The sequence below is a fragment of the Streptomyces sp. NPDC090077 genome, from assembly GCF_044747545.1.
In the GTDB taxonomy this organism is placed as follows: domain Bacteria; phylum Actinomycetota; class Actinomycetes; order Streptomycetales; family Streptomycetaceae; genus Streptomyces.
In genome coordinates, this window is sequence record NZ_JBIVEG010000006.1 from 118,278 (window position 1) to 144,854 (window position 26,577).

Sequence of the window (26,577 nt, forward strand, 5' to 3'; positions counted from 1 at the left end):
GTGGCCCACAGCCCCCGCGGCCGCCGCCGCGACATCTGTGCACTACCCCGGACCGGACGCCGTACCCGGCGTGTCTCGACCCCTGAATCAACACCGGCCCCCACCGGTGTCACGCATCAGCGTAGAACGGGGGGCGTCCCGCGGTTGGCCGAATAGCAGAAGTTTTTCGAGCGATTTTCCGGTGGGACGGTCCGCAACGGCCTTCGCGGTGGCTTGTTTTCAACCCTCGGGACGGCCCTGGCGGCGGATTTCCGACCGGCGCGTGCCCCGGGCAGTTGCACGGGGGGCATTTCACCCGGCGTACGCACGCTGGGCGCCCGCGCACGGCGCCTGCCCGCCGCGCCCGGCCCTCGTGCGCGCGCCCCCCGCACCGTCGGGTGCGGGGGGCGCGCGGGAGGTGCCGGGGAGGTCAGGAACGGCGCTCGCGGGCGAAGTTCCAGGCGTCCGTCACGATGTTGGTGAGGTCCGAGCGGGTCGGGGTCCAGCCGAGGCGCTCGTGGGCCGTGCGGGCGGAGGCGACGAGGACCGCAGGGTCCCCGGCCCGGCGCGGGGCGACGACCTCGGGGATCTCCCGGCCGGTGACCTTGCGGACCGTCTCGATCACCTCGCGGACCGAGAAGCCGCTGCCGTTGCCGAGGTTGCACACCAGGTGCTCCCCCTCGGCGGCGACGCGCAGCGCGGACAGGTGGGCGTCCGCCAGGTCGGCGACGTGGATGTAGTCGCGGACGCAGGTGCCGTCGGGGGTGGGGTAGTCGTCGCCGAACACCGAGATGGACTCGCGCTCCCCGAGGGCGACCTGGAGCACCAGCGGGATCAGGTGCGTCTCGGGGTCGTGGCGCTCGCCGAACTCCCGGTAGGCGCCGGCCACGTTGAAGTAGCGCAGCGAGACGGCGGCCAGGCCGTGCGCCGCGCACTCCCCCGCGATCATGTGGTCGACGGCCAGCTTCGAGGCGCCGTACGGGTTGGTCGGCGCGGTCACCGAGGTCTCCGTCAGCGCGCCCTCGGTCGGCTCGCCGTAGGTGGCGGCGGTGGAGGAGAAGACCAGGCGGCGCACCCCGGCCTCCCGCATCGCGGTCAGCAGGGCGAGGGTGCCGCCGACGTTGTTGTCCCAGTACTTGCCGGGGTTCACCACGGACTCGCCCACCTGCGAGGAGGCCGCGAAGTGCAGCACCGCGTCGTAGGAGGGGTCCAGGTGGTCGGCGGCGTCCTGGATCCGGCCGTCGATCAGGGTGGCGCCCGCGGGGACGCCCTCGGCGAAGCCGGTGGAGAGGTTGTCGAGGATGGTCACCTCGTGTCCGGCCTCCAGCAGATGGGCCGCCACGACGCTGCCCACGTATCCGGCACCGCCGGTGACCAGGTACTTGCTCACTCGCACTCCTACCTCTCGCGGAAGCACGCGGATGCGCGTGCTCTGGTGACTGGCTTACCGGATTCCGCGCCTCCGGGGAAATCGCGGCCGTCCGCGGCCCGGGTTCAGGCCCCGGACCGCCCGGCCCCGGGGTCCTCGGGCCGGGGCCTCCCGGGCAGCGCGGCACGGTCCAGCAGCCCGGTGCGCGCGGCCAGCGCGGCGGCCTCCAGCCGCGACCCCACGCCGAGCTTCATCAGCACCCGCTGCACGTGGGTACGGGCCGTGCTCGGCGCGATGGCCATGCCGGCCGCGATCAGCCGGGTGTCCTCCCCCTCCGCGACCCGGACCAGCACCTCGACCTCCCGCGGCGTCAGCAGCCGCAGCAGCCGGCTGCCCTCGTCGTCGGGCTGCGACGAGGGGTTCAGCAGCTCCGCGAAGGCCCCCTGGAGCAGCTGCGGGGCGATGGCGGCCTCCCCCGACCGGGCCTTGGCCAGGGCCCGCTCGACGCCCTCGATCCGCTCGTCCTGGCGCACGTACCCCGAGGCGCCGGCCGCGAAGGCCGCGGCTATCCCGCGCGGGCTCGGCACGGGGCCCAGCACCACCACGGCGATCTGCGGCCGCTCCCGCTTGATCCGCACCACCGGCTCGAAGACCCCCGGCTCGGCCGGGGCGGCGGTGCCGAACAGGCACACCTCCGGGGCGCGGCCGATGACCAGTTCGGCGGCACCGGCCGCCGGCGCGGCCGCCGCGAGCACGCGGTGCCCGCGCAGCTTCAGGGCCGAGGCGAGCGCCTCGGCCAGCAGACGGTGCTCGTCGACCACCATGACGCGTACGCCCATCAAGGCTCCCACCCCAGATCCTTCTGACCCGGCAAGCTACACGCTTGTTCGACGGGGCGTGCCGGTTACCGCGCGAAAGCCCCCGATCGGTGGGCACCGTCCGGGGGCTTTCGGCGTCGGGGAAGAGCGGGCGTCAGCTCGCCGCGAAGGAGACGAAGAGGAACTCGGGGTCGGACTTCTCCGAGTACGGCTTGCGCACGTTGGTGCGGGAGACGAACAGGCGCCCGTTGTGGTAGCGGTACTCCGAGCGGTCCGGCGAGAACGCGGCCTCGATGCGCTGGCTGGCCTTGTCCACCGGGTTCTGCATCAGCAGGGTCTCCTTCATCGTCTTGCCGTCGATGCTGACGACCTGGCCGCCGCCGTCGTACGGCGGCACCTTGTAGGCGATGATGTTGGACCCGTCCATGCGCAGCGGGTACATGGTGTACTTCTCGCCCGCGTCGGCGCGGTCGCTGGTCGGCTTGCCGGTCTCCAGGTCGAAGGAGACGATCTCGTTGGTGCGGCCGACGGAGGCCGTGCCCTGGTGCTCGTAGGTCGGCAGGTAGACCTTGCCGTTGCCGACGACCATGTTCGAGCACTGCTCGACCTCGGTGGCGGGGCACCTGGGGGCGTAGCTGCCGCCGGCGAGGCCGATGCGGGTCTTGAGCTGGCCCGCGTCGTCGACGACGAACAGGTCGCTGACGTTGGTGGCGTTCTTGGCGGTGTTGCCGACGTTGGCGGCGACGATGAGCGGCTTGGTGGAGATGATGCCGGCCCACTCGATGCCCGCGGACAGCTTGTACTGGTACTTCGGCGCACCGGTGGCCGGGTCGATGGCCTGCGCGTACAGGGTCGGGCTGGAGCCGCGGCCGCACTTGCGCAGGACGGCGAGGGCCTCGCCGCCGGCGTAGCCCATGTCGTAGCAGCCCTCGGCGTCGGTCTTCGGGGTCCACAGGGACTTGCCGTCGGCGAGGTTCCAGGCGGCGCCGCCGGACAGGCCGCCCGCGGCGACCGTCTGGCCGCTGATGGTGACCTCGTTGAAGGAGACGGGCCGGTCGCCACCGGTGGCGGACTTGGCGTTGCCGGACCACAGGAGCTTGCCGGTGTTCAGGTCGATGACGCCGACCTGGGTGCACTGGGGGTACTTCTTCTCGTTGGTCGCCATGCCCTCCTCGAAGAGGACGGCGGTCTTGTTGTCGCTGATGTACTTCGTGGCGCCGCAGACGTTGGCGGGGAGCGGCAGCTCCCACTTCTTGCCGCCGTCGACGAGGTTGTAGCCGACGACCTTCGCCACGTCGGACTTGACGTAGGTGGTGTCGGTCAGCCAGGAGCCGTCGACGGAGACCACGTCGGCCGGGGTCGGGCTGGGCACGTTGACCAGCGACTTCGACTTGGGGTTGGACGGGACCTTCTCGCTGCCGGGGATGCCGGCGGGCGCCTTGTCGCCGTCGGGCGAGCCGCTGGCGCCGCCCGCGGTGGGCTGCCCGGAGCCGCCGTCGTCGCCGGAGACGTACCAGAAGCCGCCGCCGATGATCAGCGCCATGGCCAGGACGGCCGCGCCGACGATCACGAGCTGGTTGCGCTTGTCGTTGCCGCCGCCGCCCGCGGGGGCGGCGTACGGGGCCTGCGCGGGCGCCTGGACCGTGGCCGGCTGCTGCGGGTAGCCGTAGCCGGGCTGCGCCTGGGGCTGCGGGTAGCCGTAGCCGGCCTGGGGCTGCGGGACGGTGGGCGGCTGGGCCGGGGGCTGCCCGGGGCCCGGCGGCGGGGGACCGCCGAATCCGCCGGAGGGCGGCTGGCTGGGGGGCGGCGGGGTACTCATCGCGTGCTACTGCCTCTCGGTGGGACGCTCGGTGGACTCGTTCACTTGCCGAAGACCATCAGGAGTCGCTCCTCCGTGCTGTTGCCGACGAGCGAGGTGGCGGAGGTGAAGTACCGGCCGTCCTCGAAGGCCCGGACCTGGAAGGTGGTCATCGAGCTCTCGATCTTCGCGGAGGGGCCGGAGGGCATGCGCAGCAGCGTCTTGGGGGCGCCGCCCGCGGCCGCCATGGAGACGACCTCGCCGGGTTCGTCGAGGGCCCCGGCCCGGTAGGCGATGAGCTGGCCGCCGGCCGCCTTGACCGGGTACCAGTTGCGCTTGTCGCCGGCCTTCTGGCGCCACTTGGCCTTGCCGGTGGCGAGGTCGAAGGCGACCACCTCGTTGTCGGTGCCCTTGGTCGTGGTCGTGCGCAGGTAGAGGGTGTCGCCGTCGACCACGGAGTTGCCGCAGCCCTGGAGGTTGTCGCTGCTGCCGGCGTTGCAGTTGGTCTCGAAGGAGCCCTCGGCGGACATGCTGGCGCGCTTCTTGCCGTCGGGCGTCAGGGAGATGATGGCCCGCTTGCTCGCGTCCGCGTTGTTGAGGTCCCGGTTGCTGATGTCGAGGACGATCGGGGAGACGGACAGGACGCTGGTGACGCGGAAGCCCTTGGGGAGCCGGTAGGCCCAGGTCTTCTTGCCGGTGACCGGGTCGGCGTCCTGGATCTCGACGGTCTTGTCCTCGTCCATGCACAGGGCGATGCCGAGGAGCTTGCCGTTGCCGGCGGCGTACTGGCTCGGCTGGCAGCCCTCGGGGACGGCTCCGGAGAACAGCTTGTCGCCGGTGGAGAGCTTGTGGACGGTGGTGTTGGCCAGCCGGTTGACGACGAAGACGTCCCCGGTGAGGGACATCGCGACGGAGCCGCCGCCGTCGAAGAGGTTCTCCTTGGCGAGCTCCTTGGTCCAGCCCTCCTTGCCGGCCTTCAGGTCGAACAGCTTCATCTGGTTGCAGGTGGCGTTGGAGCCCTCGCCGTCCTTGACCGTGAGGACGGTCTTGCCGTCGGGGGTGGTCTGGTCGGCGAACCCGCAGATGTCCGTCTTGAAGTCCGTCTTCCACCTCTCCTTGCCGTCGGTGACGGCGTAGGCGACGACGGACCTGCCGACGGTCTTGACGACGGTGTCGCCGACCACCCACATCGCCGGGGCGGGGATGCCCGTCGTGCCCGCCGCCTGGAGCTTGGCCGTCTTGAACCACAGCGCCTTGTCCTCGCCGGGCTTGCGGCCCGCGTTGAGGTCGGTCTGCTCGCCCATGCCGTTGCCGCTGCCGTCGCCCTTGTCCACGGACGGGGAGCCGGAGGGCTTGGGGTCGGCGGGCGCCGAACCCTGCGCGGCGGGCTTCTTGTCGCCCCCGTCGTCACTCAGGAAGGCGAAGTAACCGCCGGTGCCGAGGACGAGGACGCCCGCGACGGCCGCCGCGACGACGACCGCTCCCTTGCGCCGGCCCGGTCCGCCCGGCGCCGGCGGGCCGGGGGGCGTGCCGGGCCCGGCGGGCGGGAAGGCGTACCCGCCCTGCTGGGACAGGTGCTGCGGCACCGTCGGCGGCTGCTGCACGGGCTGCTGGGGCGCCGTCGGCGGCTGCTGCGCGTACGGGTTGGGACCCTGCGGCGGGTAGCCGTAGCCCTGCTGCGGCGGTCCGGGCAGGTGCCCGTAACCGGAAGGGGACGGCGGCTGGTTCGGCGGCTGGAGCGGCTCGGTCATCAGCGCATACCTTCGGGTTCGGGCGGTGGGGGCGGTCCGGGAGATCGAAAAGAACCGACCCTTTCTATCACTCGTGGCCGGTACGGGCCGGGCCGTTCGCACCCCTGTTCCCAAGGGAGGACCGGCCTGTGACAAGGCCGTTATCCGCCCGGCCGCCCTGCCGCGGGGCCCCCGCGGGCCCCCTGGACTCAGGCCTCTTCGGCCAGTTCCAGCCAGCGCATCTCCAAGTCGTCGCGCTCGGAGATGAGTTCCCGCAGCTCCGCGTCGAGCTTGGCGACCTTGTCGTAGTCGGTGGAGTGCTCGGCGATCTGCGCGTGCAGGTTCGTCTCGCGGTCCGCCATCTTGTTGAGCTGCCGCTCGATCTTCTGGAGCTCCTTCTTCGCGGCCCGCGAGTCGCCGGAGGAGGTCGACTTGGCGGCGGCCGCCGGGGCCGGCGCCGGGGCGGCGGCCTCGATCATCCGCTGGCGGCGCTCCAGGTACTCGTCGAGGCCGCGCGGCAGCATCCGCAGGCTCGCGTCGCCGAGCAGCGCCATCACCGTGTCGGTGGTGCGCTCGATGAAGAACCGGTCGTGGGAGATCACGATCATCGAGCCGGGCCAGCCGTCGAGGAGGTCCTCCAGCTGGGTGAGGGTCTCGATGTCGAGGTCGTTGGTGGGCTCGTCGAGGAAGAGGACGTTGGGCTCGTCCATGAGCAGGCGCAGGATCTGCAGCCGGCGCCGCTCACCGCCGGAGAGGTCGCCGACCGGCGTCCACTGCTTCTCCTTGGTGAACCCGAACTGCTCGCACAGCTGGCCCGCCGTCATCTCGCGGCCCTTGCCGAGGTCGACGCGGTCGCGGACGCGCTGGACGGCCTCCAGGACGCGCAGCGAGGGGTCGAGCTCGCCGACCTCCTGGGAGAGGTAGGCCAGGCGCACGGTCTTGCCGACGGTGACGGAGCCCTCGGCGGGCTGGGCCTCGCCCTGGGTGCGGGCGGCCTCGGCGAGGGCCCGCAGCAGGGAGGTCTTGCCGGCGCCGTTGACGCCGACGAGGCCGACGCGGTCGCCGGGGCCCAGGTGCCAGGTGAGGTGCTTGAGCAGGGTCTTCGGCCCGGCCTGGACGGTGACGTTCTCCAGGTCGAAGACGGTCTTGCCGAGGCGGGCGTTGGCGAAGCGCATCAGCTCGGACTTGTCGCGCGGCTCCGGCACGTCGGCGATCAGCTCGTTGGCCGCCTCGATGCGGTAGCGGGGCTTGGAGGTGCGGGCGGGGGCGCCGCGGCGCAGCCAGGCCAGCTCCTTGCGCATCAGGTTCTGCCGCTTGGCCTCTTCGGTGGCGGCGATCCGCTCGCGCTCGGCGCGGGCGAAGACGTAGTCGCTGTAGCCGCCCTCGTACTCGAAGACGTCGCCGCGCTGCACGTCCCACATGCGGGTGCAGACCTGGTCGAGGAACCAGCGGTCGTGGGTGACGCAGACGAGGGCGGAGCGGCGGGTCTGGAGGTGGCCGGCCAGCCAGGAGATGCCCTCGACGTCGAGGTGGTTGGTGGGCTCGTCGAGGACCAGGAGGTCCTGGTCGGCCATGAGCAGCTTGGCGAGCGCGATGCGGCGGCGCTCGCCGCCGGACAGCGGGCCGATGACGGTGTCCAGGCCCTGGCCGAAGCCGGGCAGGTCCAGGCCGCCGAAGAGGCCGGTGAGGACGTCGCGGATCTTGGCGTTGCCGGCCCACTCGTGGTCGGCCATGTCGCCGATGATCTCGTGCCGGATGGTGGCGGCCGGGTCGAGGGAGTCGTGCTGGGTGAGCACGCCCATCTGCAGGCTGCCGCTCTGCGTGACGCGGCCGGAGTCGGGCTCCTCCAGCTTGGCCAGCATCCGGATCAGGGTGGTCTTGCCGTCGCCGTTGCGGCCGACGACGCCGATCCGGTCTCCCTCGGACACGCCGAGGGAGATGCCGTCGAGCAGGGTACGGGTGCCGTACACCTTGCTGACTGCCTCGACATTGACCAGATTGACGGCCATCAGACGCGCTCCAGGGAAAGGGTGTGGATCAGCCCCTCAGCCTAACCCTCCGCGCCGACGCGGAACGTTCCACCAGCCAGGCGCCCCCCACTGCCATGCCGATGGCGGCGGGTGCGGTGACCGGGAGGGCGATCAGGGTGGCGGTGTGGCCCTCCAGCAGCCCGCCGAGGCCGGTCATGGACAGGCCGAGGATCCCGAGCAGGCACAGGGTGGTGCCCAGGGCGGCGGCGGGTCCGGCGGCGGGTCCGGGGAGCGCGGCGGCGGTCGCGGGCGCGGCCGCGGGAACCGCCCGGGGTGCCTCGAAGCGGCGGAAGCAGGCCACGAGCGCGGCGGTGAGGGCGGCCGCGAGGAGGATCCTCGGCGGCACCTGCGCCCACCAGGCGGCGGTGGCCGGCTCGGGCAGCTCCAGGCCCAGGGCGAGCTGGGCCGCGTACACGCCGAGCATGGCGGTGAGGTGCCACAGGAAGGCGGTCATGGCGACGCCGTTGGCGGCGACGACCCCGCGCCACACGCGCGGCCGGGCCAGCCACGCCGCCGCGGGCCGGGCGAGCAGCTGGACGGCGCCGACCAGCCACATGCCGTGGCAGAGCAGGGCGAGGGTGGGCGGGGCCATGTTGGACACCTTCTCCCCCGGCATTCCGACCATGGACAGCGGGTACGGTCCGGCCGCCACCAGCAGCACGGCCCCGGCGAGCCCGGCGGCGCCGAGCAGCGCGGGACGGGTGAGGCGGCCGTCGGCCCGCAGGAAGCCCAGCTGGTGCACGGCGAGCCAGACGAAGGCGAAGTTCAGGAACTCCGCGTAGGGGGCGCCGAGCGCGAAGCGCAGTACGTCGACCAGGGCCGCGGCGCCGGCCAGCGCGGCGAACGCCCCCCAGCCCCAGCGGGCGTGCAGCCGCAGCAGCGGCGGGGTGAGGGCCACCATCGCCAGGTAGATCCCGATGAACCACAGCGGCTGCGTGACCATCCGCAGCGCGGCCCCGGCCAGCCGGCCGCCGTCCGCCCCGGCGAGCTGCACGAGCAGCGCGAGCGCGGCCCAGACGAGGACGAAGACCAGGGTGGGCCGCAGCAGCCGCTGGAGGCGGGCCCGCAGGAAGGCCGCGTAGACGGGCCGGCCCCCGGAGCGGCGTTCCAGCGAGCGGTACGACAGGGCGTGCGAGAACCCGCCGACGAAGAAGAACACCGGCATGACCTGGAGCCCCCAGGTGAGCACCTGGAGCGGGGGCACCAGCGCGAGCAGGTTCCCTATGCCGTCGGTGCTGACGGCGGCCATCAGCCAGTGCCCGCACACGACGGTGGCGAGCGAGGCGACCCGGAGCAGGTCGACGTACCGGTCGCGGGAGGCGGGCGTGGCGGCGGCCATGCCGCGTGCGCTGACTGTCATGCCCCTACGGTCGCGGCCGCGCCCGGTGCAGCGACAGGGCGCGGGTACTCATCCCGCGCCTAGGTAGCCCGCGGGCCCGGGCCGCCCCCGCCTCAGGAGGCGACGGCCGTGGCCCCCGGGGCCGGGGAGGAGGTGACCCGGGTGGCGCGGCAGGTGCCGGAGGCCTCCAGCGCGGCGGCGACCTCCGCCGCCGACTCCGCGTCCCGGACCAGGAACGCCGTCGTCGGGCCTGATCCGGACACCAGCCCGGCCAGCGCCCCCGCGGCGGCGCCCGCCGCGAGGGTGTCGGCCAGCTGCGGGCGCAGCGACAGTGCGGCGGCCTGGAGGCCGTTCGACCCGGGCAGTACCGCGGCCAGCGCGTCGGCGTCGCCCGAGGCGAGGGCCGCGAGCAGCGCCGGGGAGGCCTCGGGCGCGGGCACGTCCGTACCGGCGGTCAGCCGGTCGAACTCCCGGAACACCGCCGGGGTGGACAGGCCGCCCTCGGCGACCGCGAACACCCAGTGGAACCGGCCGGCGTCCACCGGGGTCAGGAACTCGCCGCGGCCGGTGCCGAGCGCGGCGCCGCCGACGAGGCTGAAGGGGACGTCGCTGCCCAGCTCCGCGCAGATCTCCAGCAGCTCCTCGCGCGGGGTGTCCAGCTTCCACAGCAGGTCGCAGGCCAGCAGCGCGCCCGCCCCGTCCGCGCTGCCGCCGGCCATGCCGCCGGCCACCGGGATGTTCTTCGCGATGTGGAGGTGGACGGCGGGCTCGATGCCGGCCCGGGCGGCGAGCAGCTCGGCGGCGCGGGCCGCGAGGTTGGTGCGGTCCAGCGGCACCTGGTCGGAGTCCGGGCCCCCGCAGGTCACCGTCAGCGCGTCGGCGGGGGTCGCGGTGACCTCGTCGAACAGGGAGACGGCCAGGAAGACGTTGGCGAGGTCGTGGAAGCCGTCGGGGCGGGCGGCGCCCACCGCCAGCTGGACGTTGACCTTCGCGGGGACGCGTACCGTCACGCTCACAGCGCGGGCCTCCCGACGGCCGGCTTGTGCTCGGCGATCGCCGCGAACTGCTCGACCGTCAGCGACTCGCCGCGCGCCAGCGGGGAGATGCCGGCGGCGGTCAGCGCCTGCTCGGCGGCGGCGGCCGAACCGGCCCAGCCGGCGAGCGCGGCGCGCAGCCCCTTGCGGCGCTGCGCGAACGCGGCGTCGACGACCGCGAAGACCTCGGCCTTGGAGGCGGTGGTCTTCACCGGCTCGGAGCGGCGCACGAGGGAGACGAGACCGGAGTCGACGTTCGGCGCGGGCCAGAAGACGTTGCGGCCGATGGCCCCGGCGCGCTTGACGTCCGCGTACCAGGCGGCCTTGACCGAGGGCACCCCGTACACCTTGTTGCCGGGGCGGGCGGCGAGCCGGTCGGCGACCTCGGACTGCACCATGACGAGGGTCCGCTCGATGCTCGGGAAGCGGTCGAGCATGGTCAGCAGGACGGGCACGGCCACGTTGTAGGGGAGGTTCGCGACGAGCGCGGTCGGCGCCGGGCCGGGCAGCTCGGTGACGAGCATGGCGTCGGAGTGGACCAGCGCGAAGCGGTCCTTCTTGTGCGGCATCCGCGCCTCGATGGTGGCGGGCAGCGCGGCGGCGAGGATGTCGTCGATCTCGACGGCGGTCACCCGGTCGGCGGCCTCCAGCAGCGCGAGCGTCAGCGAGCCGAGGCCCGGCCCGACCTCCACGACCACGTCGTCCGGACGCACCTCGGCGGTGCGCACGATCCGGCGCACCGTGTTGGCGTCGATGACGAAGTTCTGGCCCTTCTGCTTCGTCGGGCGTACGCCGAGGACGGCGGCCAGCTCTCGGATGTCGGCCGGCCCGAGGAGGGCGTCGGAAGGGACCTCGGAGGTCTCGTGGGGCTGCTGCTCTGCGGTGCTCACCGCTCAAGCCTACGGCCGCAGTGCGGCCACGGACTCGCCCCCCGCTGCACGTAGAGCTTCTTCGCCCGGTACGTCTGCTCCGAGGCGGGTGCGTCCTGCGGGCGGCCGCTGCCGCCGAGGGCCTGCCAGGTGTTCACGTCGAACTGGTAGAGGCCGCCGTAGGTGCCCGAGGGGTCGGTGGCCGAGGGGCGGCCCCCGGATTCGCACTGGGCCAGTGCGGCCCAGTCGAGGCCGTCGGCGCCGGCGACGGAGGTGGGCAGGGGCTTCGTGCCGACCAGGACGCGTTGGCTGACGGGCTCCCGGACGACCTCCTCGGCGATCTTCCGGGGCTGCTGGCGGACCCCGTTGACGGTGCGCAGGGCGTACGTGACCCGGCGCGCTCCGGGTCGTCCGGCGCGTTCGACGACCTCGGTGCCGGCGAAGAGCCCGGCGTCCTCGACGCGTTCGGTCTCGTAGGGGATGCGCTCCTCGCGGACCTCGCGGGTGCCGGTGATGCGCAGGACGGTGACGGTCTGGCCGTCGCGGGGGAAGGAGTCCGGGGGGACGGAGGTGGTGTCCTGGCCCTGGAGGGTGATGCCGGCCTGGTCGAGGGCTTCCTTGACGGTGGCGGCGTTGGTGCGGATGGTGCGTTCGCGGCCGTCGGCCATGAAGGTGACGCCGCGTTCGGTGCGCACGCCGAGGGTGAGGCCGGAGCGGGGGACGGTGGCGGTGCGGGGCGCGGAGAGGAAGGCGCCCTCGACGCGGACGCCGAGCTGGCGCAGGGCGCCGTCGACGGTGCGGGCGGTGGTCCACACCTGGCGGGTGGTGCCGTCGAGGGTGAGGCGCAGGGGGCGGCCGTAGCGGACCACGACCTGCTGGCCGTCGTCGAGGGCGGAGCCGGGGGCGGGGGCGACGAGGTCGTGGGGGCCGACGCCGAGGCCTTCGGCTTCGAGGAGTTCGTCCACGTTCCCGGCGAAGGTGTGGAGGGTGCGGGGCACTCCGTCGACGGTGAGCCGGACGGCCTTGTCGGCGGCGACGAAGGCGGTGGTGCCGCCGGCCAGGAAGGCCACGACGAGGGCCTGCGGGACGATCCGCCGCCAGCTGTCGCGGGCGGCGGCGGTGCCCCGGCCGGCCGGGGCGGGGGCGGGGGCGGAGCGCCGGCGCCGGCCGGAGCCGGCGCCGCTGCCGGGGGCGGCGGCGGGCGGGGGCGGCGGCGGGGGTTCCGCGGTGGTGGTCGCGCGGCGGCGTCCGCCGGCGGGGGCCGTGGCGCGGCGGCGGGCGGCCCGGCGCCCCTCGCCGCGGGGGGCGGGGACCTGCGGCTCGGGGGCCGCGGCGGCGTACGGGTCCTCGCGGGGGCCGTCGTCGTACGGGTCGTCGTACGGGTCCGCGTACGGGCCGTCGTGCGGGCCGGGGCCGGGCGGGGCGGGGGTGTCCGGCCAGGAGGCACGGCGGTGACTGCCCTGCGTTTCGCTCACGTCGCTCGCTCCACTGGTCCGGCCCCCGGCTGCTCGGGCACGGCACCCTAGCGGCAGGGGGCGTCACGGACCAAAGCCGTTCGACTACCCAGCGTGTCGGGCGAACGGCTGCGCGAACCCCGTGGCGGGGCGGGTCAGTAGTCGAAGGCGCGCGCCGTGTTGGCGGCGAGGGCGGTGGCCATCGCGTCCTCGTCGATGCCGCGCACCGCGGCCATCGCCCGGACCGTCAGCGGAATGAGGTACGGGGCGTTGGGCCGTCCGCGGTAGGGCGCCGGGGTGAGGTACGGGGCGTCGGTCTCCACCAGCACGAGTTCCAGCGGGGCCACCGCGAGGGCCTCGCGCAGGGGCGCGGCGTTCTTGAAGGTGACGGTTCCGGCGAAGGACATGTAGTAGCCGGCGGCGGCACACTCGCGGGCCATGTCGGCGTCGCCGGAGTAGCAGTGGAAGACGGTCCGTTCGGGGGCGCCCTCCTCGCGCAGCACGCGCAGCACGTCGGCGTGGGCGTCGCGGTCGTGGATGACGAGGGCCTTGCCCTGCCGCTTGGCGATCTCGATGTGGGCCCGGAAGGAACGCTCCTGCGCGGCCATCCCCTCGGGGCCGGTGCGGAAGTAGTCGAGGCCGGTCTCGCCGACCGCCTTGACGTGGTCCAGCGCGGCCAGCGCCTCGATCTCGGCGAGCGCGTCGTCGAGCGCGCCCTGGCCGCCGCCGGGCCGGGCCCCCTGCCGCGACCAGCCGTCGGGGTCCCCGTGGACGATGCGGGGCGCTTCGTTCGGGTGGAGGGCGACGGCGGCGTGCACGTTGGCGTACGCGGCCGCGGTCTCGGCGGCCCAGCGCGAGCCCTTCACGTCGCAGCCGACCTGGACGACGGTGGTCACGCCCACGGAGGCCGCCTTCGCGAGGCCCTCCTCGACGGTGCCGGACTGCATGTCGAGGTGGGTGTGCGAGTCGGCCACCGCCACCCGGAGCGGCTCGGGCAGCGGGGGCGGGACGTCCTTCGACGCGGCGGCCTTGGCGGAGGGGGCGGAGGGGCTGGGGCTCATGGGCCGATCTTATGACCGCCTGAAGAACCCGAGGAGGCGGGAGAGCAGGCCGCGGCGCCGTTCGGAGGCGTCGACGGCCACCGGTCCGGGCGACTCGTGCGACGGGGCCCGGCGCTGCTTGGGCGGGCGGGGGGCGTTCTCGCCGGCCGGTACGGGGCCGGCGATCCCGGGGGCGATGCGGTGGTGGTAGAGCCGGTCGATCGTGCCGAGCACGGTGGAGACCTGGCCCGCGCGCATGATCCGTACGACGTGTCCGCCGCAGTTGAGGCAGGTCGGGTTCGACAGCGGGGAGGGCACCCGCTCGCCGTTCACCGTGTACATGATGAACGGCTCGCCCTTGCCGTCGACGTGGTGCTCTATCGCGTACGCCTGCTCCCAGCCGTAGCCGCACTTCATGCACGCGAAGGAGTACGCCTCGTGCACGGTCTGCACGCCGGAGGTGGGAACGGGTGCCGGTCCCGCGGCCGCGGCCGTGACGGGTACCGGGGTGTCTGCGATCTCACTCATGCCAGCTCCTCTTGTTCCACTGGTGCCATTGCCAGTGGACGCCTCTTCGGGCGGGAGCGCAGCAGGCCCTGTCCAGTAATGGACGGCCTTTGGCCGAGTCATGCACAAAGGGGCCGGTGCGCGGTCTGAGCTTTGCCTTTCAGGTTAGCCCTTTACCGATTTACGGCATCTTTTGTGTCGCATTCTTTGCCGCAACCACCGCGTCGAAGACCTCGCGCTTGGGTACTCCGGCCTCGGCCGCGACGGCGGCGATCGCCTCCTTGCGCCGCTCGCCCGCCTCCTCGCGCACGCGTACGCGGCGCACGAGCTCCTCGTCGTCCACGTCGCCCGGCACGGCCGCCGGTGCTCCCTCGACCACGATGGTGATCTCGCCGCGCACGCCTTCCGCCGCCCATGCGGCGAGCGCGCCGATCCGGCCGCGCTTGACCTCCTCGTAGGTCTTGGTCAGCTCGCGGCACACGGCGGCCCGCCGGTCGGCCCCGAACACCTCGGCCATGGCCGCCAGGGTGTCGTCCAGCCGGTGCGGCGCCTCGAAGTAGACGAGCGTGCGCCGCTCGCCCTCCACCTCGCGGAGGCGGCCGAGGCGCTCGCCCGCCTTGCGCGGCAGGAAGCCCTCGAAGCAGAAGCGGTCCACGGGCAGCCCGGACAGGGCGAGCGCGGTCAGCACGGCGGACGGGCCGGGCACGGCCGTGACCTTGATGTCCTTCTCGACGGCGGCGGCGACGAGCCGGTAGCCGGGGTCCGACACGGACGGCATGCCGGCGTCGGTCACCAGCAGCACCCGCCGGCCGGCCTCCAGGGCCTCGACCAGTTCGGGGGTGCGGGCGGACTCGTTGCCCTCGAAGTACGACAGGACGCGCCCGGTGGTGTGCACGCCGAGCCCCTGCGTGAGCCGGCGCAGCCGCCGGGTGTCCTCGGCGGCGATCACGTCGGCCCGCTCCAGCTCGGCCCCGAGCCGGGGCGGGGCGTCGGCGAGATCGCCGATGGGGGTCCCGGCGAGGACGAGTACGCCGTGGGAGGAGGGGGCTTCGGCACCGCGGGGCTGGTCAGCTGTCACCGGCTCATCCTCTCATTGGGGCTCGTGGGGGCTGGGGCTCCACAGGGGCGTTCCCTACGATGATCCGGTGACCAGTACCGCGACGCCGCCGCCCAGCCCCGCGGGGGCCCCGCCCGTCCGGCCCGGCGGAGGCGACTCCGACTACGAGCCGCCCGTGTGGCTGCGCCGTCTGCGCGGGTTCGGCTACGCGCCGGCCGCGCCGGTGAGCGACGTCCGCACCCGCCTCGTGCCCCCGTACGCACGGCCGTCCGCGCAGCTGTGGACGGCGCTGGGGATCCCCGAGGCGTCCCGGCAGACCTGGCAGCGGGTGATGGCCTGGGCGGGACCGCTGCTGATCACACTGGTGGCCGGGGTGCTGCGGTTCACGCACCTGGGCAGCCCCAAGGCGGTGATATTCGACGAGACGTACTACGCCAAGGACGCGTGGGCCACCATCAAGCAGGGTTACGAAGCCAGCTGGCCCAAGGATGTCGACAAGTCGATCCTGGCGAATCCCGACGCGGTACCGCTCCCCCTGGACCCCGGCTACGTCGTGCACCCGCCCGTCGGCAAATGGGTGATCGGCCTCGGCGAGTGGATGTTCGGCTTCACCCCCTTCGGCTGGCGGTTCATGACCGCGGTGCTCGGCACCCTCTCGGTGCTGCTGGTGTGCCGCATCGGCCGGCGGCTGTTCCGCTCCACCTTCCTCGGCTGCCTGGCGGGCGCGCTGCTGGCGGTCGACGGCCTGCACCTGGTGATGAGCCGGACCGCACTGCTCGACCTCGTGCTGATGTTCTTCGTCCTGGCGGCCTTCGGCGCCCTGGTCGTCGACCGGGACAAGGCGCGCGCCAGACTCGCCGCCGCCCTGCCGGTCGACGAGGAGGGCCGCGCCCACCCCGACGCGACGGTCGCGGAGACCCTGCGGCTGGGCTGGCGCCCGTACCGGCTGCTGGCCGGCGTCTGCCTGGGCCTGGCCTTCGGCACCAAGTGGAACGGCCTCGTGGTCCTCGCCTTCTTCGGGGTCCTCACCGTCCTGTGGGACGCGGCCGCGCGCCGCACCGCGGGCACCGGCACCCCGTACGCGGCGATGCTGCGCCGCGACGCGCTGCCCGCCTTCCTGTCGACGGTGCCGGTGGCCATCGCCGTGTACCTGGCCTCCTGGACCGGCTGGATCCTCAGCCCGGACAACGGCAAGGGCGGCTACTTCCGCGACTGGGCCGCCAAGTACGACCAGAACAGCGCGCTGTCCTTCCTCCCCGAGTGGCTGCGCAGCCTGTGGCACTACGAGACGGAGGTCTACAAGTTCCACGTGGGCCTGACCTCCGGCCACACCTACGAGTCGAACCCGTGGAGCTGGCTGGTCCTGGGCCGGCCCGTCTCCTACTTCTACGAGTCCCCCGCGCCCGGCACCGACGGCTGCCCGGCGACGGAGGCCGGCAAGTGCGCCCGCGAGGTGCTGGCCCTCGGCACGCCGCTGCTGTGGTGGGCGGGCTGCTTCGCGCTGCTGTACGTGCTGTGGCGGTGGTTCTTCCGCCGCGACTGGCGGGCGGGCGCGATCGCGTGCGCGCTGGGCGCCGGACTGCTGCCCTGGTTCAACTACCAGGAGCGGACCATCTTCTACTTCTACGCGGTGGTCTTCGTCCCGTACCTGTGCCTGGCGGTGGCGATGATGGTCGGCGCCCTGCTGGGCCCGGCGGGCTCCTCGGAGCGGCGGCGCGCGGTGGGCGCGATCGGCGCGGGCGTCCTCGTCCTCCTCATCATCTGGAACTTCATCTACTTCTGGCCGGTCTACACGGGCCAGACCCTGCCCATGGACTCGTGGCGCGGCCGGATGTGGCTGGACACCTGGATCTGACCCGTTACTGAGAGGTAAGGTCTCCTCACAGGTTCTTTGAACATGTTCAGAGAACGGGGGCTCCTGGGGAGGGGACGCAGTGAACGGGGCGGCGAAGGGTGCCATCGTCGGCGGGGTGTTCCTCGCGATGGTCGGCGGCACGGCGTACGGGGTGTACGCGCTGGTCGGGGACGCGGGCGACGGCAGCCCGGCGGGGGGCGGCACGGCGAGCGGCGCGTCGCCCGCCGCGAAGGGGAGCGGGCCCGTGACGGAGAAGGAGGCCGCCGCCACCGCGAAGGCCTTCCTCGCGGCGTGGGCGGCCGGCGACGCCGCCACGGCCGCCGGACTGACCAACAACACCCAGGCCGCCCAGACCGCGGTGGCCGACTACCGGGCCGCGGCGATGGTGTCCAGGGCCGTCATCACCCCCGCCGCGGCGGAGGGCGCCTCGGTGCCGTTCAAGGTCGAGGCCGAGGTCGGCCGCGAGGGCACCTCCAAGCCCCTCGTCTACGACTCCCGCCTGACCGTCGTGCGCGCCGCGGAGACCGGCAGGCCGCTCGTCGACTGGCAGCCCTCGGTGATCCACCCGCAGCTCCAGAGCGGCGAGAAGCTGCGCGCGGGCACCCCGGCGGCCCCGCCGGTCAAGGCGGTCGACCGCAACGGCAAGGAGCTGACGGCCGAGCAGTACCCGTCGCTGCGGCCGGTGCTGGACTCGCTGCGCAAGACCTACGGGGAGAAGACCGGCGGCACGCCCGGCGTCGAGCTGTGGATCGAACCGGCGGCCCAGGACGCACCGAAGCGGAGCCTGCTGACGCTGGTCGAGGGCAAGCCGGGAGAGATCCGCACGGTGCTGGACGCCGGCGTGCAGGCGGCGGCCGAGAAGGCCGTCGCGCAGCACCCCGAGGCCTCCGTGGTCGCCGTCCAGCCGAGCACCGGCGACATCCTGGCGGTGGCGAACCACCGCAGGGACGGTTTCAACGCGGCGATGCAGGGCCGGCGCGCCCCCGGCTCGACGATGAAGATCGTCACGGCGGCGATGCTGCTGGAGAAGGGCCTGGTGGCCGCGGACCGCCCGGCGGACTGCCCGCAGAGCGTCTCGTGGGACGGCAAGGTCTTCCACAACCTGAACGGCTTCTCGCTGAAGGGCCAGCCCTTCTCGACCAGCTTCGCCAAGTCCTGCAACACCGCCTTCATCGGCCTGATCGACGAGGTCCACGACTACGGCGCGCTGCCGCGGGTGGCCAAGGAGGCCTTCGGCATCGGGCTGGACTGGAAGACCGGCATCCCGTCCCAGGACGGCAGCGTGCCCGTGACCTCCGGTCCGGCGGCGGCCGCGGAGTACATCGGGCAGGGCGCCGTCCTGATGAACCCCCTGAACGTCGCGTCGATCACGGCGACCGCCCGGACCGGGGTGTTCCGGCAGCCGGTGCTGGTGAAGGCGTCGCTGGACGGCCGCGCCCTGGCCGCCGCCCCGCGCTCGCTGGCGCCCGGGGTATCGGCGCAGCTGGTGAGGATGATGAAGCAGGCCGCCGGCCCCGGCGGCACGGCGGCGGGGGCCATGTCCTCGGTCGGCGGCTCCGACAAGGGTGCGAAGACCGGCTCGGCGGAGGTCGACGGCGCGGCGGCCCCGGACAGCTGGTTCACGGGCTTCCGCGGCGACGTGGCGGCGGCCGCGATGGTCGAGGGCGGCGGCCACGGCGGCGACACGGCGGGCCCCATCGTCGCCACGGTCCTGAACGCCTCCTGACGGCCACCGGGCCGGAACAACCGCGACGCGCGGAACACGGGGCGGAACGCCCGGACCGACGCCCGGGGGCAGGCACATCGCCCCCGGCGCGGGGCCGCCCGGCCCGGCCGCGTCGTCCCGGAGCGGCGCCGCCGTGGGCGAGGCGACCCCGCGCAACAGTCCGGCCGGGCGCACCGAACGGCGCGAGCCCGGCCGAGGCGGCGCGAACCCGGCCGAGGCGGCGCGAACCCGGCCGAGGCGGCGCGAGCCCGAGCCGGACGGCGCGACGCGGACGCAGTGGCGCCGGCCCAGGCCGGACGGCGCGACGCGGGCCGCACGGGGCGGCGCGGACGGAGTGGCGCAGGCCGCACGGCGCAGGCCCAGGCCGCACGGGGCGGCCCAGGCTGACGGGGCGGCGCGGGCGGACGGGGCGGCGGCGGGCCCGGGCCGGGCCGGCCCGGGCCGGGCAAAACGCGTGGCCCCCGCCCCCGCACAGCGCTAGCGTCCCGGCATGACGACCAGCACCCCGCACCCCCTCTTCGCACGGGCCCTCACCGATCTGGGCCTCGACCTCGACGTCCGCACCTTCCCCGAAGGGACCCGTACGGCCGCCGACGCCGCCGCCGCGATCGGCTGCGAGCTCAGCCAGATCGTGAAGTCGCTGATCTTCGCGGCGGACGGGGTCCCGGTACTGGTGCTCATGGACGGCGCCTCACGGGTCGACGTCGAGGCCGTACGGCGTCAACTCGGCGCCGCGAAAGTCACCCGCGCCGACGCCACGCTCGTCCGCGAGACCACCGGCTACGCCATCGGCGGCGTCCCGCCCTTCGGCCACCGCACCCGCACCCGCGTACTGGCCGACCGCTCGCTGCTGGAGCACGACGTGGTCTGGGCCGCGGCCGGCACCCCGCACACCGTCTTCCCCATGGCCCCCAAGGAGCTCATCGAGCACGCCGCGGCCACCCTGGCCGACGTACGCGAAACCGTCTGACCGCACCCGACCGCCGGCCGCCGCCCACCAACCCCCGCGTCAGAGGCAGGACCGCAGCGCCCGCACCAGCGCCTGCGCACGCGGGTCGGCGGTGACCGACTTGGCGTGGGCGTTGGTGACGTAACCGAAGCCGATCCCCGACTCCGGGTCCGCGAAGGCCAGTGACCCGCCCCGCCCCGGGTGCCCGAAGGAGGCCGGCGACAGCAGCGGCGACGCCGGCCCGTGCAGCATGTAGCCCGGACCGAAGCGCGTGTTCACGACCAGCACCCGGTCCGGGCCGGACGCGAACTCCGTACCGGCCAGCGCGGTGGTGGCGGGGGTGAAGATCCGCGCCCCGTCCTCCACCACGCCGATGGTGGCCCCGTAGAAGCGGGCCAGGGCGCGGGCCGTGCCGATGCCTGCGGAACCGGGCAGTTCGGCCGCCTGGTAGGCGGGGTCGTTCTCGTCCGGCAGGGGATCGATGGCCGCGAAGGCGCGGCGGGTGAGGGACTCCGGGTCGGCGTACGCCTCCGAAACGTTTCTCCTCGGCCGGGTCTTCAGCAGCCCCGCACTCGCCGGCGGCTCCACCGGCGCCACCCGGCCCACCCTCGGCGCCTCGCCCTCCGGCAGGCCTATCCAGAAGTCCAGCCCCAGCGGCTCGGCGATCTCCTCCGCCAGGATCCCCCCGACGGTGCGGCCCGTGGCCCGCAGCACCAGCTCGGAGACCAACCAGCTGAAGGTCTGCGCGTGGTAGCCGTGCTCGGCACCCGGCTCCCAGAAGGCCTGCTGCGCGGCGACCGCGCGGGCCCCGCTCACCCCGTCGGCGGCCTGCGCCGTGGTGAGCCCCCGGTCCAGTGCGGGCACGCCGGCCTGGTGCGCGAGGAGGTGGCGCACCAGCGCCTTCTCCTTGCCGCCCGCCTCGAACTCGGGCCAGTACGAGCCGACCGGCGCGTCCAGGTCCAGCAGTCCGCGCTGGTGCAGCAGCAGCGGGACGGCGGCGGCCACGCCCTTGGTGGCGGAGCGCACGATGGTCGCGGTGTCCTCGGCCCAGGGCCCGGCGGCGTCGCCGTCCGCGTCCTTCGTACCGCCCCACAGGTCGACGACCTTGCGGCCGTCCCGGTACACGGCCACGGCCGCACCCCGGTCCCCGAGGACCTCGAAGTTGCGCGCGAAGGCGTCTCTGACGGGCTCGAAGCCCTCGGTCACCGCACCCTGGATGTTCACGAGCAGGCCAACAACCGCCGGCCTCCGCTTATGCCGCGGCCACGCACCCGCGCCACCACCCGGCACCCACCACCCAGCACCGCCGGCTAATGCCACACGTCGACCGTGTGACATTAGCCGCCCGGGATGGCTCCAGCGCCCCGGCCGCCCGCCGCCCGCCGTCCTACGCCGCCGCCACCGACCGCGGGTCGAAGCCGAACGGCAGCTCCAGCCGGTGCTGCCGCATCAGCGCGTCGTCGCACAGCAGGTCCCGGGTGCGCCCGTCGGCGGCGATGACGCCCTCGCTCAGGATCACCGAGCGCGGGCAGAGCTCCAGCGCGTACGGCAGGTCGTGGGTCACCATCAGGACGGTCACGTCCAGCGAGCGCAGGATGTCGGCGAGCTCGCGCCGCGAGGCCGGGTCCAGGTTCGAGGAGGGCTCGTCCAGGACGAGGATCTCGGGCCGCATCGCCAGCACGGTCGCCACCGCCACCCGCCGCCGCTGGCCGAAGGACAGGTGGTGCGGAGGACGGTCGGCGAAGCCGGCCATGCCGACCAGTTCGAGCGCCTCGCGCACGCGCTCCTCCAGCTCCGCGCCCCGCAGGCCGGCGGCCGCCGGACCGAAGGCCACGTCCTCCCGGACGGTCGGCATGAACAGCTGGTCGTCGGGGTCCTGGAAGACGATGCCCACCCGGCGCCGGATCTCGGCGAGGTTCCGCTTCTCCACGGGCAGTCCGGCCACGCTCACCGAGCCGACCCCTCCGCCGAGGATGCCGTTGAGGTGCAGCACGAGGGTGGTCTTCCCCGCGCCGTTGGGGCCGAGCAGCGCGACCCGTTCCCCGCGGCCGACGGTGAGGTCGACCCCGAAGAGGGCCTGGTGCCCGTCGGGGTAGGCGTAGGCGACCCCGGACACCTCCAGCGAAGGAGCCGCGGCGTCGGCCGAAGGGGAGGAGGAGGGGGCGGAAGGGGCGGAAGAAGACGTCACAGCGTCCATCCCATCAGACAGACGGCGAGCGCCGTCACGGGGAGCACGGCCGAGTACGCCCACTGGGCGCGAGTGGCCGTGACGTCGTCGATCACCGGCATGGAGCCGGCGTAGCCGCGGCTGACCATGGCGAGGTAGACCCGCTCGCCGCGCTCGTAGGAGCGGATGAAGAGGGCGCCCGCCGTCTTCGCGAGCACCCCCCAGTGCCGGACGCCGCGCGCCTCGAACCCCCGCGAGCGCCGGGCGATGGACATGCGGCGCAGCTCGTCGGTGATGACGTCGCCGTACCGGATCATGAAGGAGGCGATCTGCACGAGGAGCGGCGGCAGCTTGAGCCGCTGGAGTCCCAGCAGCAGGGCGCGCAGTTCGGTGGTGGAGGCGAGCAGCACGGAGGCGGCCACGCCGAGGGTGCCCTTGGCCAGCACGTTCCAGGCGCCCCAGAGGCCGGAGACGCTCAGGGACATGCCGAGCACCTCCACCCGTTCGCCCTGGGCCACGAAGGGCATGAGCACGGCGAAGAGGACGAACGGCACCTCGATCAGCATCCGCCGCAGCATGAAGCCCGCCGGGATCCGGGCCGCCACGGCGACGCCGGTGAGGAGGACCGCGTACCCCGCGAAGGCCCACATGGCCTCGCGCGGGGTGGACACGACGGCGACCACGAACGCGAACGTCGCGGCGATCTTGCAGTGCGGCGGCAGCTCGTGCACGGGCGAGTGCCCGTGCCGGTAGAGCTTGTGCGCGTGGCCGGCCCCCATGTCAGCCGGCCGACGGGGCGGCCGTGGACGTCGCGGTCAGGTCCTGGGCGCGGCGGCGGCGGACCGCCCAGAACACTCCGGTGCCGACGGCGACGGTCGCGCCGACGCCGATGACGCCCGCGAGGCCGCCGGACAGGCGGGCGTCGGAGACGTCCTTGACGCCGTAGTCGGCGAGCGGGGAGCCCGCGGCGGCGTGCTCTTCGACCTTGGTGTCGATGCCCTTGTCGGCGGCGACCTTCTCCAGGCCGTCGGGGCTGGCGGAGGCGTAGAAGGAGACGAAGCCGGCCAGTACGAGGGCGGCGGCCAGGCCGGTCAGCCAGACCTTGCGGGTGGAGCGGGCGGCGGCGGGCACCGGGGTGGCGGCGGGCGCGGGGGCGTCGACCAGTTCGCCGCCGACGCGCAGCTTCAGCGGGGCGGCGAGGCCGCGCGCGCCGTGGACCAGGTCGGGGCGTACGGCGATCACGGCGCCGACGGTCGCGGCGGTGATGGCGGCCTCGCCGATGCCGATGAGGACGTGGACGCCGACCATGGCGGTGAGGACCTTGCCGATCGGGACGTCGGTGGTGCCGCCCAGGGCGTAGAGGAGGGTGAAGGCGGCGGCCGCGGCGGGCACGGAGAGCAGGGCGCCGGCGAAGGCGGCGACGGTGACCGAGCGGCGGCCGGCGGGCAGCAGCTTGAGGAGTCCGCGGAAGACGGCGTAGGCGACGACCACGGTCACCACGGCCATGACCGAGATGTTGACGCCGAGGGCGGTGAGGCCGCCGTCGGCGAAGAGGATGCCCTGCATCAGCAGGACGACGGACACGCACAGCACGCCGGTGTAGGGGCCGACGAGTATCGCGGCGAGGGCCCCTCCGAGGAGGTGGCCGCTGGTGCCGGCGGCGACCGGGAAGTTCAGCATCTGCACGGCGAAGATGAAGGCGGCGACGAGGCCGGCCAGCGGGGCGGTGCGTTCGTCGAGCTCGCGGCGGGCGCCGCGCAGGCTGACCCCGACAGCGGTGGCGGCCGCTACTCCTGCGGCCACCGAGACGGGTGCGTTGATGAATCCGTCGGGCACATGCATGGAGGGCTCCGGTTCCTCTTCCTCACAAAGTCTTTAACCGTTCAAGAGTAGTGCCCAGTTGCAAACAGTTGGCAAGAGCGGGCAGGTCACAAATAGAGCCGTGCGGTTTCGTCGGAATGTGCGAGGCTGGACGGACAAACGGACGCAAATGTTCCGATTTCGAGGAGTCTTGTCGATGTCAGCCACCGCCGAGAATCCAGCAGCGACCGCGACCGCCGTCGAGGAGCGGGTGCGCGCCCGCGTGATCACCGACGACCCCCTCTACCGGGCCATTCCTGTGGCCCTGCGGTTCACCCCCGCCGAGCCGCTGGCCGTGCGCGTCGTCTTCCCCGCCGAGCTGTCCCCCGAGGAGACCGACAACGAGTGGGTCTTCCCGCTCGCCCTCCTGGAGGCCGGCCTGCTGGCCCCCTCGGGGAGCGGTGACGTGCGCGTCTGGCCCTGCGGGCGCGTCCAGGCGGTCGTCGAGTTCCACTCGCCCGAGGGGGTCGCCGTCCTCCAGTTCGACAGTTCCGCACTGCGCCGCTTCCTGCGCCGTACGTACGCCACCACCCGGACGGCCTAGCGGAACGCCACCAGCCCCGCACCTGGGGTTCCAGGTACGGGGCCGGCGTTCTGCAGGTGTGACTTCCCGGGCGTCGCGTTGACCCGGGCGTTGACCCCGGCGTTGGCGCGGACGCCACGTGGGCGCCGCCTCGGCAGGCGCCGCGCCGGGCGCCCGCGTCAGGCGGTGCCTCAGGCGTTGACGAGCTCGCGCTGCTTGTCGGGGTCCTCCGGCGAGCCGGCCTCCTGCTCCCCGAGGTGCTTGCGCAGGCTCTCGCCCTCCACGTCCACGTTGGGCAGGATCCGGTCGAGCCACTTCGGCAGCCACCAGGCCTTGTGGCCGAGCAGCGCCAGCACCGCCGGGACGATGGCCATGCGGACCACGAAGGCGTCGAAGAGGACGGCGACGGCCAGGCCGAAGCCGATCATCTTCACCATCGAGTCACTGGCCCCGAGGAAGCCGGAGAACACGGCGATCATGATGACGGCGGCGGCCACGACCACGCGGGCGCTGTACTGGAAGCCCGTCACCACGGCCTGACCCGGCCGCTCGCCGTGGACGTACGCCTCACGCATGCGGGTGACCAGGAAGACCTCGTAGTCCATGGCCAGGCCGAAGACCACGCCCACCATGAAGATCGGCATCATCGACATGATCGGACCGGTCTGCTCCACGCCGAAGACCGAGCCGAGCCAGCCCCACTGGAAGACCGCGACGACCGCGCCGAGGGCCGCGACGACCGACAGCAGGAAGCCGAGGGCCGCCTTGAGCGGGACCAGGATCGAGCGGAAGACCAGCATCAGCAGCAGGAAGGCGAGGCCGACGACGAGCGCGAGGTAGGGCAGCAGCGCGTCGTTCATCTTCTGCGAGAAGTCGATGTTCATCGCGGTCTGGCCGCTGACGAACACGTCCTTGCCGTTGCCCTCGCGGATCTTGTGGACCAGGTCCTCGGTCTCGGTGGAGGACGGCCGGTCCTTCGGGATCACGCTGACGATCGCGGCGTCCTTGGCCTCGTTCTGGAGCGGGGGCATCACTGCCGCCACCCCGTCCAGGCCCTTGATCCGGTCGGCGGTGCGGTCGGCCAGCGCCTTGTCGCCGTCGACGACCACCATCAGCGGGCCGTTGAAGCCGGGGCCGAAGCCCTCGGACAGCAGGTCGTACGCCTTGCGCTGGCTGGTGGAGACCGGCTTGGAGCCGTCGTCCGGCAGGCCCATCTCCAGCTTGGTCGCCGGGATCGCGATGACGCCGAGGCCGATCACACCGGCCAGCAGCACCGTCACCGGGCGGCGCAGCACGAAGCGGGCCCAGCGGGTGCCGCCGTTGGCCTTGGGCTCGGCGTCGGCCGGGCGGCCCTTGCCGAACAGCTTGCTCTTCTCGCCGGCGGGCAGCACCTTCCGGCCCGCGAAGCCGAGGATCGCCGGGACCAGCGTCAGGGCGACGAGCACCGCGATGACCACCGTTCCGGCGGCGGCGACACCCATCTTCGTCAGCATCGGGATGTTGACGACGGCCAGGCCCACCAGGGCGATGACCACGGTCAGACCGGCGAAGACCACGGCGGAGCCGGCGGTTCCGGCGGCGCGGCCGGCGGCCTCGTCGCGCTCCCGGCCCTCGGCGAGCTCCACGCGGTAGCGGGAGACGATGAAGAGCGCGTAGTCGATGCCGACCGCGAGGCCGATCATCATCGCGAGGGTGGAGGTGGTGGAGCCGAGGTCCAGGACGTTGGCGAGCGCGGTGATCGAGGAGACGCCGATGCCGACGCCGATCAGGGCGGTCAGCAGCGGCAGCCCGGCGGCGACCAGCGAGCCGAAGGTGATGACGAGGACGATGCCGGCGACCAGGATGCCGATGGCCTCGCCGGAGCCCGTCTCCGGGGCCTCCATCAGCGCGTCGCCGCCGATCTCCACCTGGAGGCCGGCCTGCTGGGCCGCGTGGCCCGAGTCCTTGAGCGCCTCTCGGGTGTCGTCCTTCAGCTCCATGCCGCTGACCTTGTACTTCACCGTGACGTAGGTGGTGGAGCCGTCCTGGCTCACCGCCTTCGTCTGGTACGGGTCGTCGACGCTGGCGACCTGGCCGGCGCCGTCGCCGTCCTTCAGGCCGGAGATGAGCTTCTCGACCTCGGCCTTGGGGCCCGGGTCGGTGACCTTGGCGCCCGCCGGGGCCTTGACGACGATGCGGGCGGTCGCGCCGTCGGCGGACATGCCCGGGAACTTCTCGTCCAGCAGGTCGAAGGCCTTCTGGGCCTCCGTGCCGGGTATCGAGAACGAGCCGGAGGTGGGCGCGGAGGCCGTCGCGGCGCCGAAGCCCGCGGCGACGAGCAGCGCCACCCATACGAGGGCGACCAGGCCGCGGCGCCTGAAGGCGCCGCGCCCGAGCCGGTAGAGGAAGGTGGCCACGTCGTGGTTCTCCCGTTTCAGGTCGTGGGATGGATCCGGGTCGGATCAGGGCGTGGAAAGCCGGCCCGACGACGAGA

Annotated in this window: 21 protein-coding genes; 4 read left to right on the forward strand and 17 right to left on the reverse strand. The window is 73.5% G+C overall.

The annotated features are described in order from the left end of the window. Nucleotides 1-409 precede the first annotated feature (409 nt). The 12 genes from galE to rsmI form a co-directional block, all read right to left on the reverse strand. Nucleotides 410-1,369, reverse strand: coding sequence for a UDP-glucose 4-epimerase GalE (gene galE / locus ACIPW5_RS12965; RefSeq protein WP_401244027.1), 960 nt, complete (start codon nt 1,367-1,369; stop codon nt 410-412). A 104-nt stretch (nt 1,370-1,473) separates the two neighbouring features. Continuing rightward, the gene (locus ACIPW5_RS12970; RefSeq protein WP_401244379.1) at nt 1,474-2,187 is read right to left on the reverse strand and encodes a response regulator transcription factor; all 714 of its coding nucleotides are present in this window, start codon (nt 2,185-2,187) and stop codon (nt 1,474-1,476) included. Between the two features lie 133 nt (nt 2,188-2,320). Next, nucleotides 2,321-3,985 (reverse strand): PQQ-binding-like beta-propeller repeat protein, encoded by a 1,665-nt coding sequence (locus tag ACIPW5_RS12975; protein WP_401244028.1) that lies wholly within the window; start codon nt 3,983-3,985, stop codon nt 2,321-2,323. 41 nt (nt 3,986-4,026) lie between these two features. Then, a complete protein-coding gene (locus tag ACIPW5_RS12980; protein ID WP_401244029.1) occupies nt 4,027-5,715 on the reverse strand; it encodes a PQQ-binding-like beta-propeller repeat protein in 1,689 nt (562 codons plus the stop codon). 188 nt (nt 5,716-5,903) lie between these two features. Beyond that, entirely contained in the window at nt 5,904-7,703 is a 1,800-nt protein-coding gene (locus ACIPW5_RS12985; protein WP_401244031.1) for an ABC-F family ATP-binding cassette domain-containing protein, read from the reverse strand. 28 nt (nt 7,704-7,731) lie between these two features. Next, nucleotides 7,732-9,084 carry an acyltransferase gene (locus tag ACIPW5_RS12990; protein ID WP_401244033.1) on the reverse strand — a complete coding sequence of 451 codons (1,353 nt, stop codon included), beginning with the start codon at nt 9,082-9,084 and terminating at the stop codon, nt 7,732-7,734. A gap of 92 nt (nt 9,085-9,176) precedes the next feature. Next, entirely contained in the window at nt 9,177-10,079 is a 903-nt protein-coding gene (locus ACIPW5_RS12995) for a 4-(cytidine 5'-diphospho)-2-C-methyl-D-erythritol kinase (protein WP_401244035.1), read from the reverse strand. Further along, a complete protein-coding gene (rsmA, locus tag ACIPW5_RS13000; protein ID WP_401244036.1) occupies nt 10,076-10,987 on the reverse strand; it encodes a 16S rRNA (adenine(1518)-N(6)/adenine(1519)-N(6))-dimethyltransferase RsmA in 912 nt (303 codons plus the stop codon). The genes ACIPW5_RS12995 and rsmA overlap by 4 nt, the downstream gene beginning before the upstream one ends. After that, complete coding sequence (locus tag ACIPW5_RS13005) at nt 10,984-12,441, reverse strand: ubiquitin-like domain-containing protein (protein WP_401244038.1); 1,458 nt, start codon at nt 12,439-12,441, stop codon at nt 10,984-10,986. The genes rsmA and ACIPW5_RS13005 overlap by 4 nt, the downstream gene beginning before the upstream one ends. 134 nt (nt 12,442-12,575) lie before the next feature. Continuing rightward, a complete protein-coding gene (locus ACIPW5_RS13010; RefSeq protein WP_401244040.1) occupies nt 12,576-13,481 on the reverse strand; it encodes a TatD family hydrolase in 906 nt (301 codons plus the stop codon). Between the two features lie 9 nt (nt 13,482-13,490). Next, nucleotides 13,491-13,988, reverse strand: a complete 498-nt coding sequence (locus ACIPW5_RS13015) for a hypothetical protein (protein WP_401244042.1) — start codon at nt 13,986-13,988, stop codon at nt 13,491-13,493. A gap of 160 nt (nt 13,989-14,148) precedes the next feature. Further along, the gene (gene rsmI / locus ACIPW5_RS13020) at nt 14,149-15,045 is read right to left on the reverse strand and encodes a 16S rRNA (cytidine(1402)-2'-O)-methyltransferase (RefSeq protein ID WP_401244043.1); all 897 of its coding nucleotides are present in this window, start codon (nt 15,043-15,045) and stop codon (nt 14,149-14,151) included. A gap of 67 nt (nt 15,046-15,112) precedes the next feature. Here rsmI and ACIPW5_RS13025 point away from each other — a divergent pair, with 67 nt between their 5' ends. The 3 genes from ACIPW5_RS13025 to ACIPW5_RS13035 all read left to right on the forward strand — a co-directional run bounded on the left by ACIPW5_RS13025 (nt 15,113) and on the right by ACIPW5_RS13035 (nt 19,575). After that, nucleotides 15,113-16,879 carry a dolichyl-phosphate-mannose--protein mannosyltransferase gene (locus ACIPW5_RS13025; RefSeq protein ID WP_401244045.1) on the forward strand — a complete coding sequence of 589 codons (1,767 nt, stop codon included), beginning with the start codon at nt 15,113-15,115 and terminating at the stop codon, nt 16,877-16,879. 79 nt (nt 16,880-16,958) lie between these two features. Next, on the forward strand, nt 16,959-18,605 hold the full coding sequence (locus ACIPW5_RS13030; protein WP_401244046.1) for a penicillin-binding transpeptidase domain-containing protein: 1,647 nt from the start codon (nt 16,959-16,961) through the stop codon (nt 18,603-18,605). Nucleotides 18,606-19,095: 490 nt separating this feature from the next. Beyond that, the gene (locus ACIPW5_RS13035; RefSeq protein ID WP_401244048.1) at nt 19,096-19,575 is read left to right on the forward strand and encodes a YbaK/EbsC family protein; all 480 of its coding nucleotides are present in this window, start codon (nt 19,096-19,098) and stop codon (nt 19,573-19,575) included. Nucleotides 19,576-19,614: 39 nt separating this feature from the next. Here the strand turns inward: ACIPW5_RS13035 and ACIPW5_RS13040 are convergent, their stop codons facing one another. From ACIPW5_RS13040 to ACIPW5_RS13055, 4 genes are all read right to left on the reverse strand, one after another. Beyond that, nucleotides 19,615-20,778: a serine hydrolase domain-containing protein gene (locus ACIPW5_RS13040; protein ID WP_401244050.1), complete on the reverse strand. Its 1,164-nt coding sequence runs from the start codon at nt 20,776-20,778 to the stop codon at nt 19,615-19,617. A 163-nt stretch (nt 20,779-20,941) separates the two neighbouring features. Further along, nucleotides 20,942-21,751: an energy-coupling factor ABC transporter ATP-binding protein gene (locus ACIPW5_RS13045; protein WP_401244052.1), complete on the reverse strand. Its 810-nt coding sequence runs from the start codon at nt 21,749-21,751 to the stop codon at nt 20,942-20,944. Continuing rightward, a complete protein-coding gene (cbiQ, locus tag ACIPW5_RS13050; RefSeq protein ID WP_401244054.1) occupies nt 21,739-22,500 on the reverse strand; it encodes a cobalt ECF transporter T component CbiQ in 762 nt (253 codons plus the stop codon). The genes ACIPW5_RS13045 and cbiQ overlap by 13 nt, the downstream gene beginning before the upstream one ends. 1 nt (nt 22,501) lies before the next feature. Further along, nucleotides 22,502-23,563: an energy-coupling factor ABC transporter permease gene (locus tag ACIPW5_RS13055; RefSeq protein ID WP_401244056.1), complete on the reverse strand. Its 1,062-nt coding sequence runs from the start codon at nt 23,561-23,563 to the stop codon at nt 22,502-22,504. A 175-nt stretch (nt 23,564-23,738) separates the two neighbouring features. Here ACIPW5_RS13055 and ACIPW5_RS13060 point away from each other — a divergent pair, with 175 nt between their 5' ends. Further along, entirely contained in the window at nt 23,739-24,125 is a 387-nt protein-coding gene (locus ACIPW5_RS13060; protein WP_401244058.1) for an SsgA family sporulation/cell division regulator, read from the forward strand. Nucleotides 24,126-24,295: 170 nt separating this feature from the next. On the opposite strand, the gene ACIPW5_RS13065 is transcribed toward ACIPW5_RS13060, so the two are convergent. Then, complete coding sequence (locus tag ACIPW5_RS13065) at nt 24,296-26,500, reverse strand: MMPL family transporter (RefSeq protein ID WP_401244060.1); 2,205 nt, start codon at nt 26,498-26,500, stop codon at nt 24,296-24,298. Nucleotides 26,501-26,577: the final 77 nt, after the last annotated feature.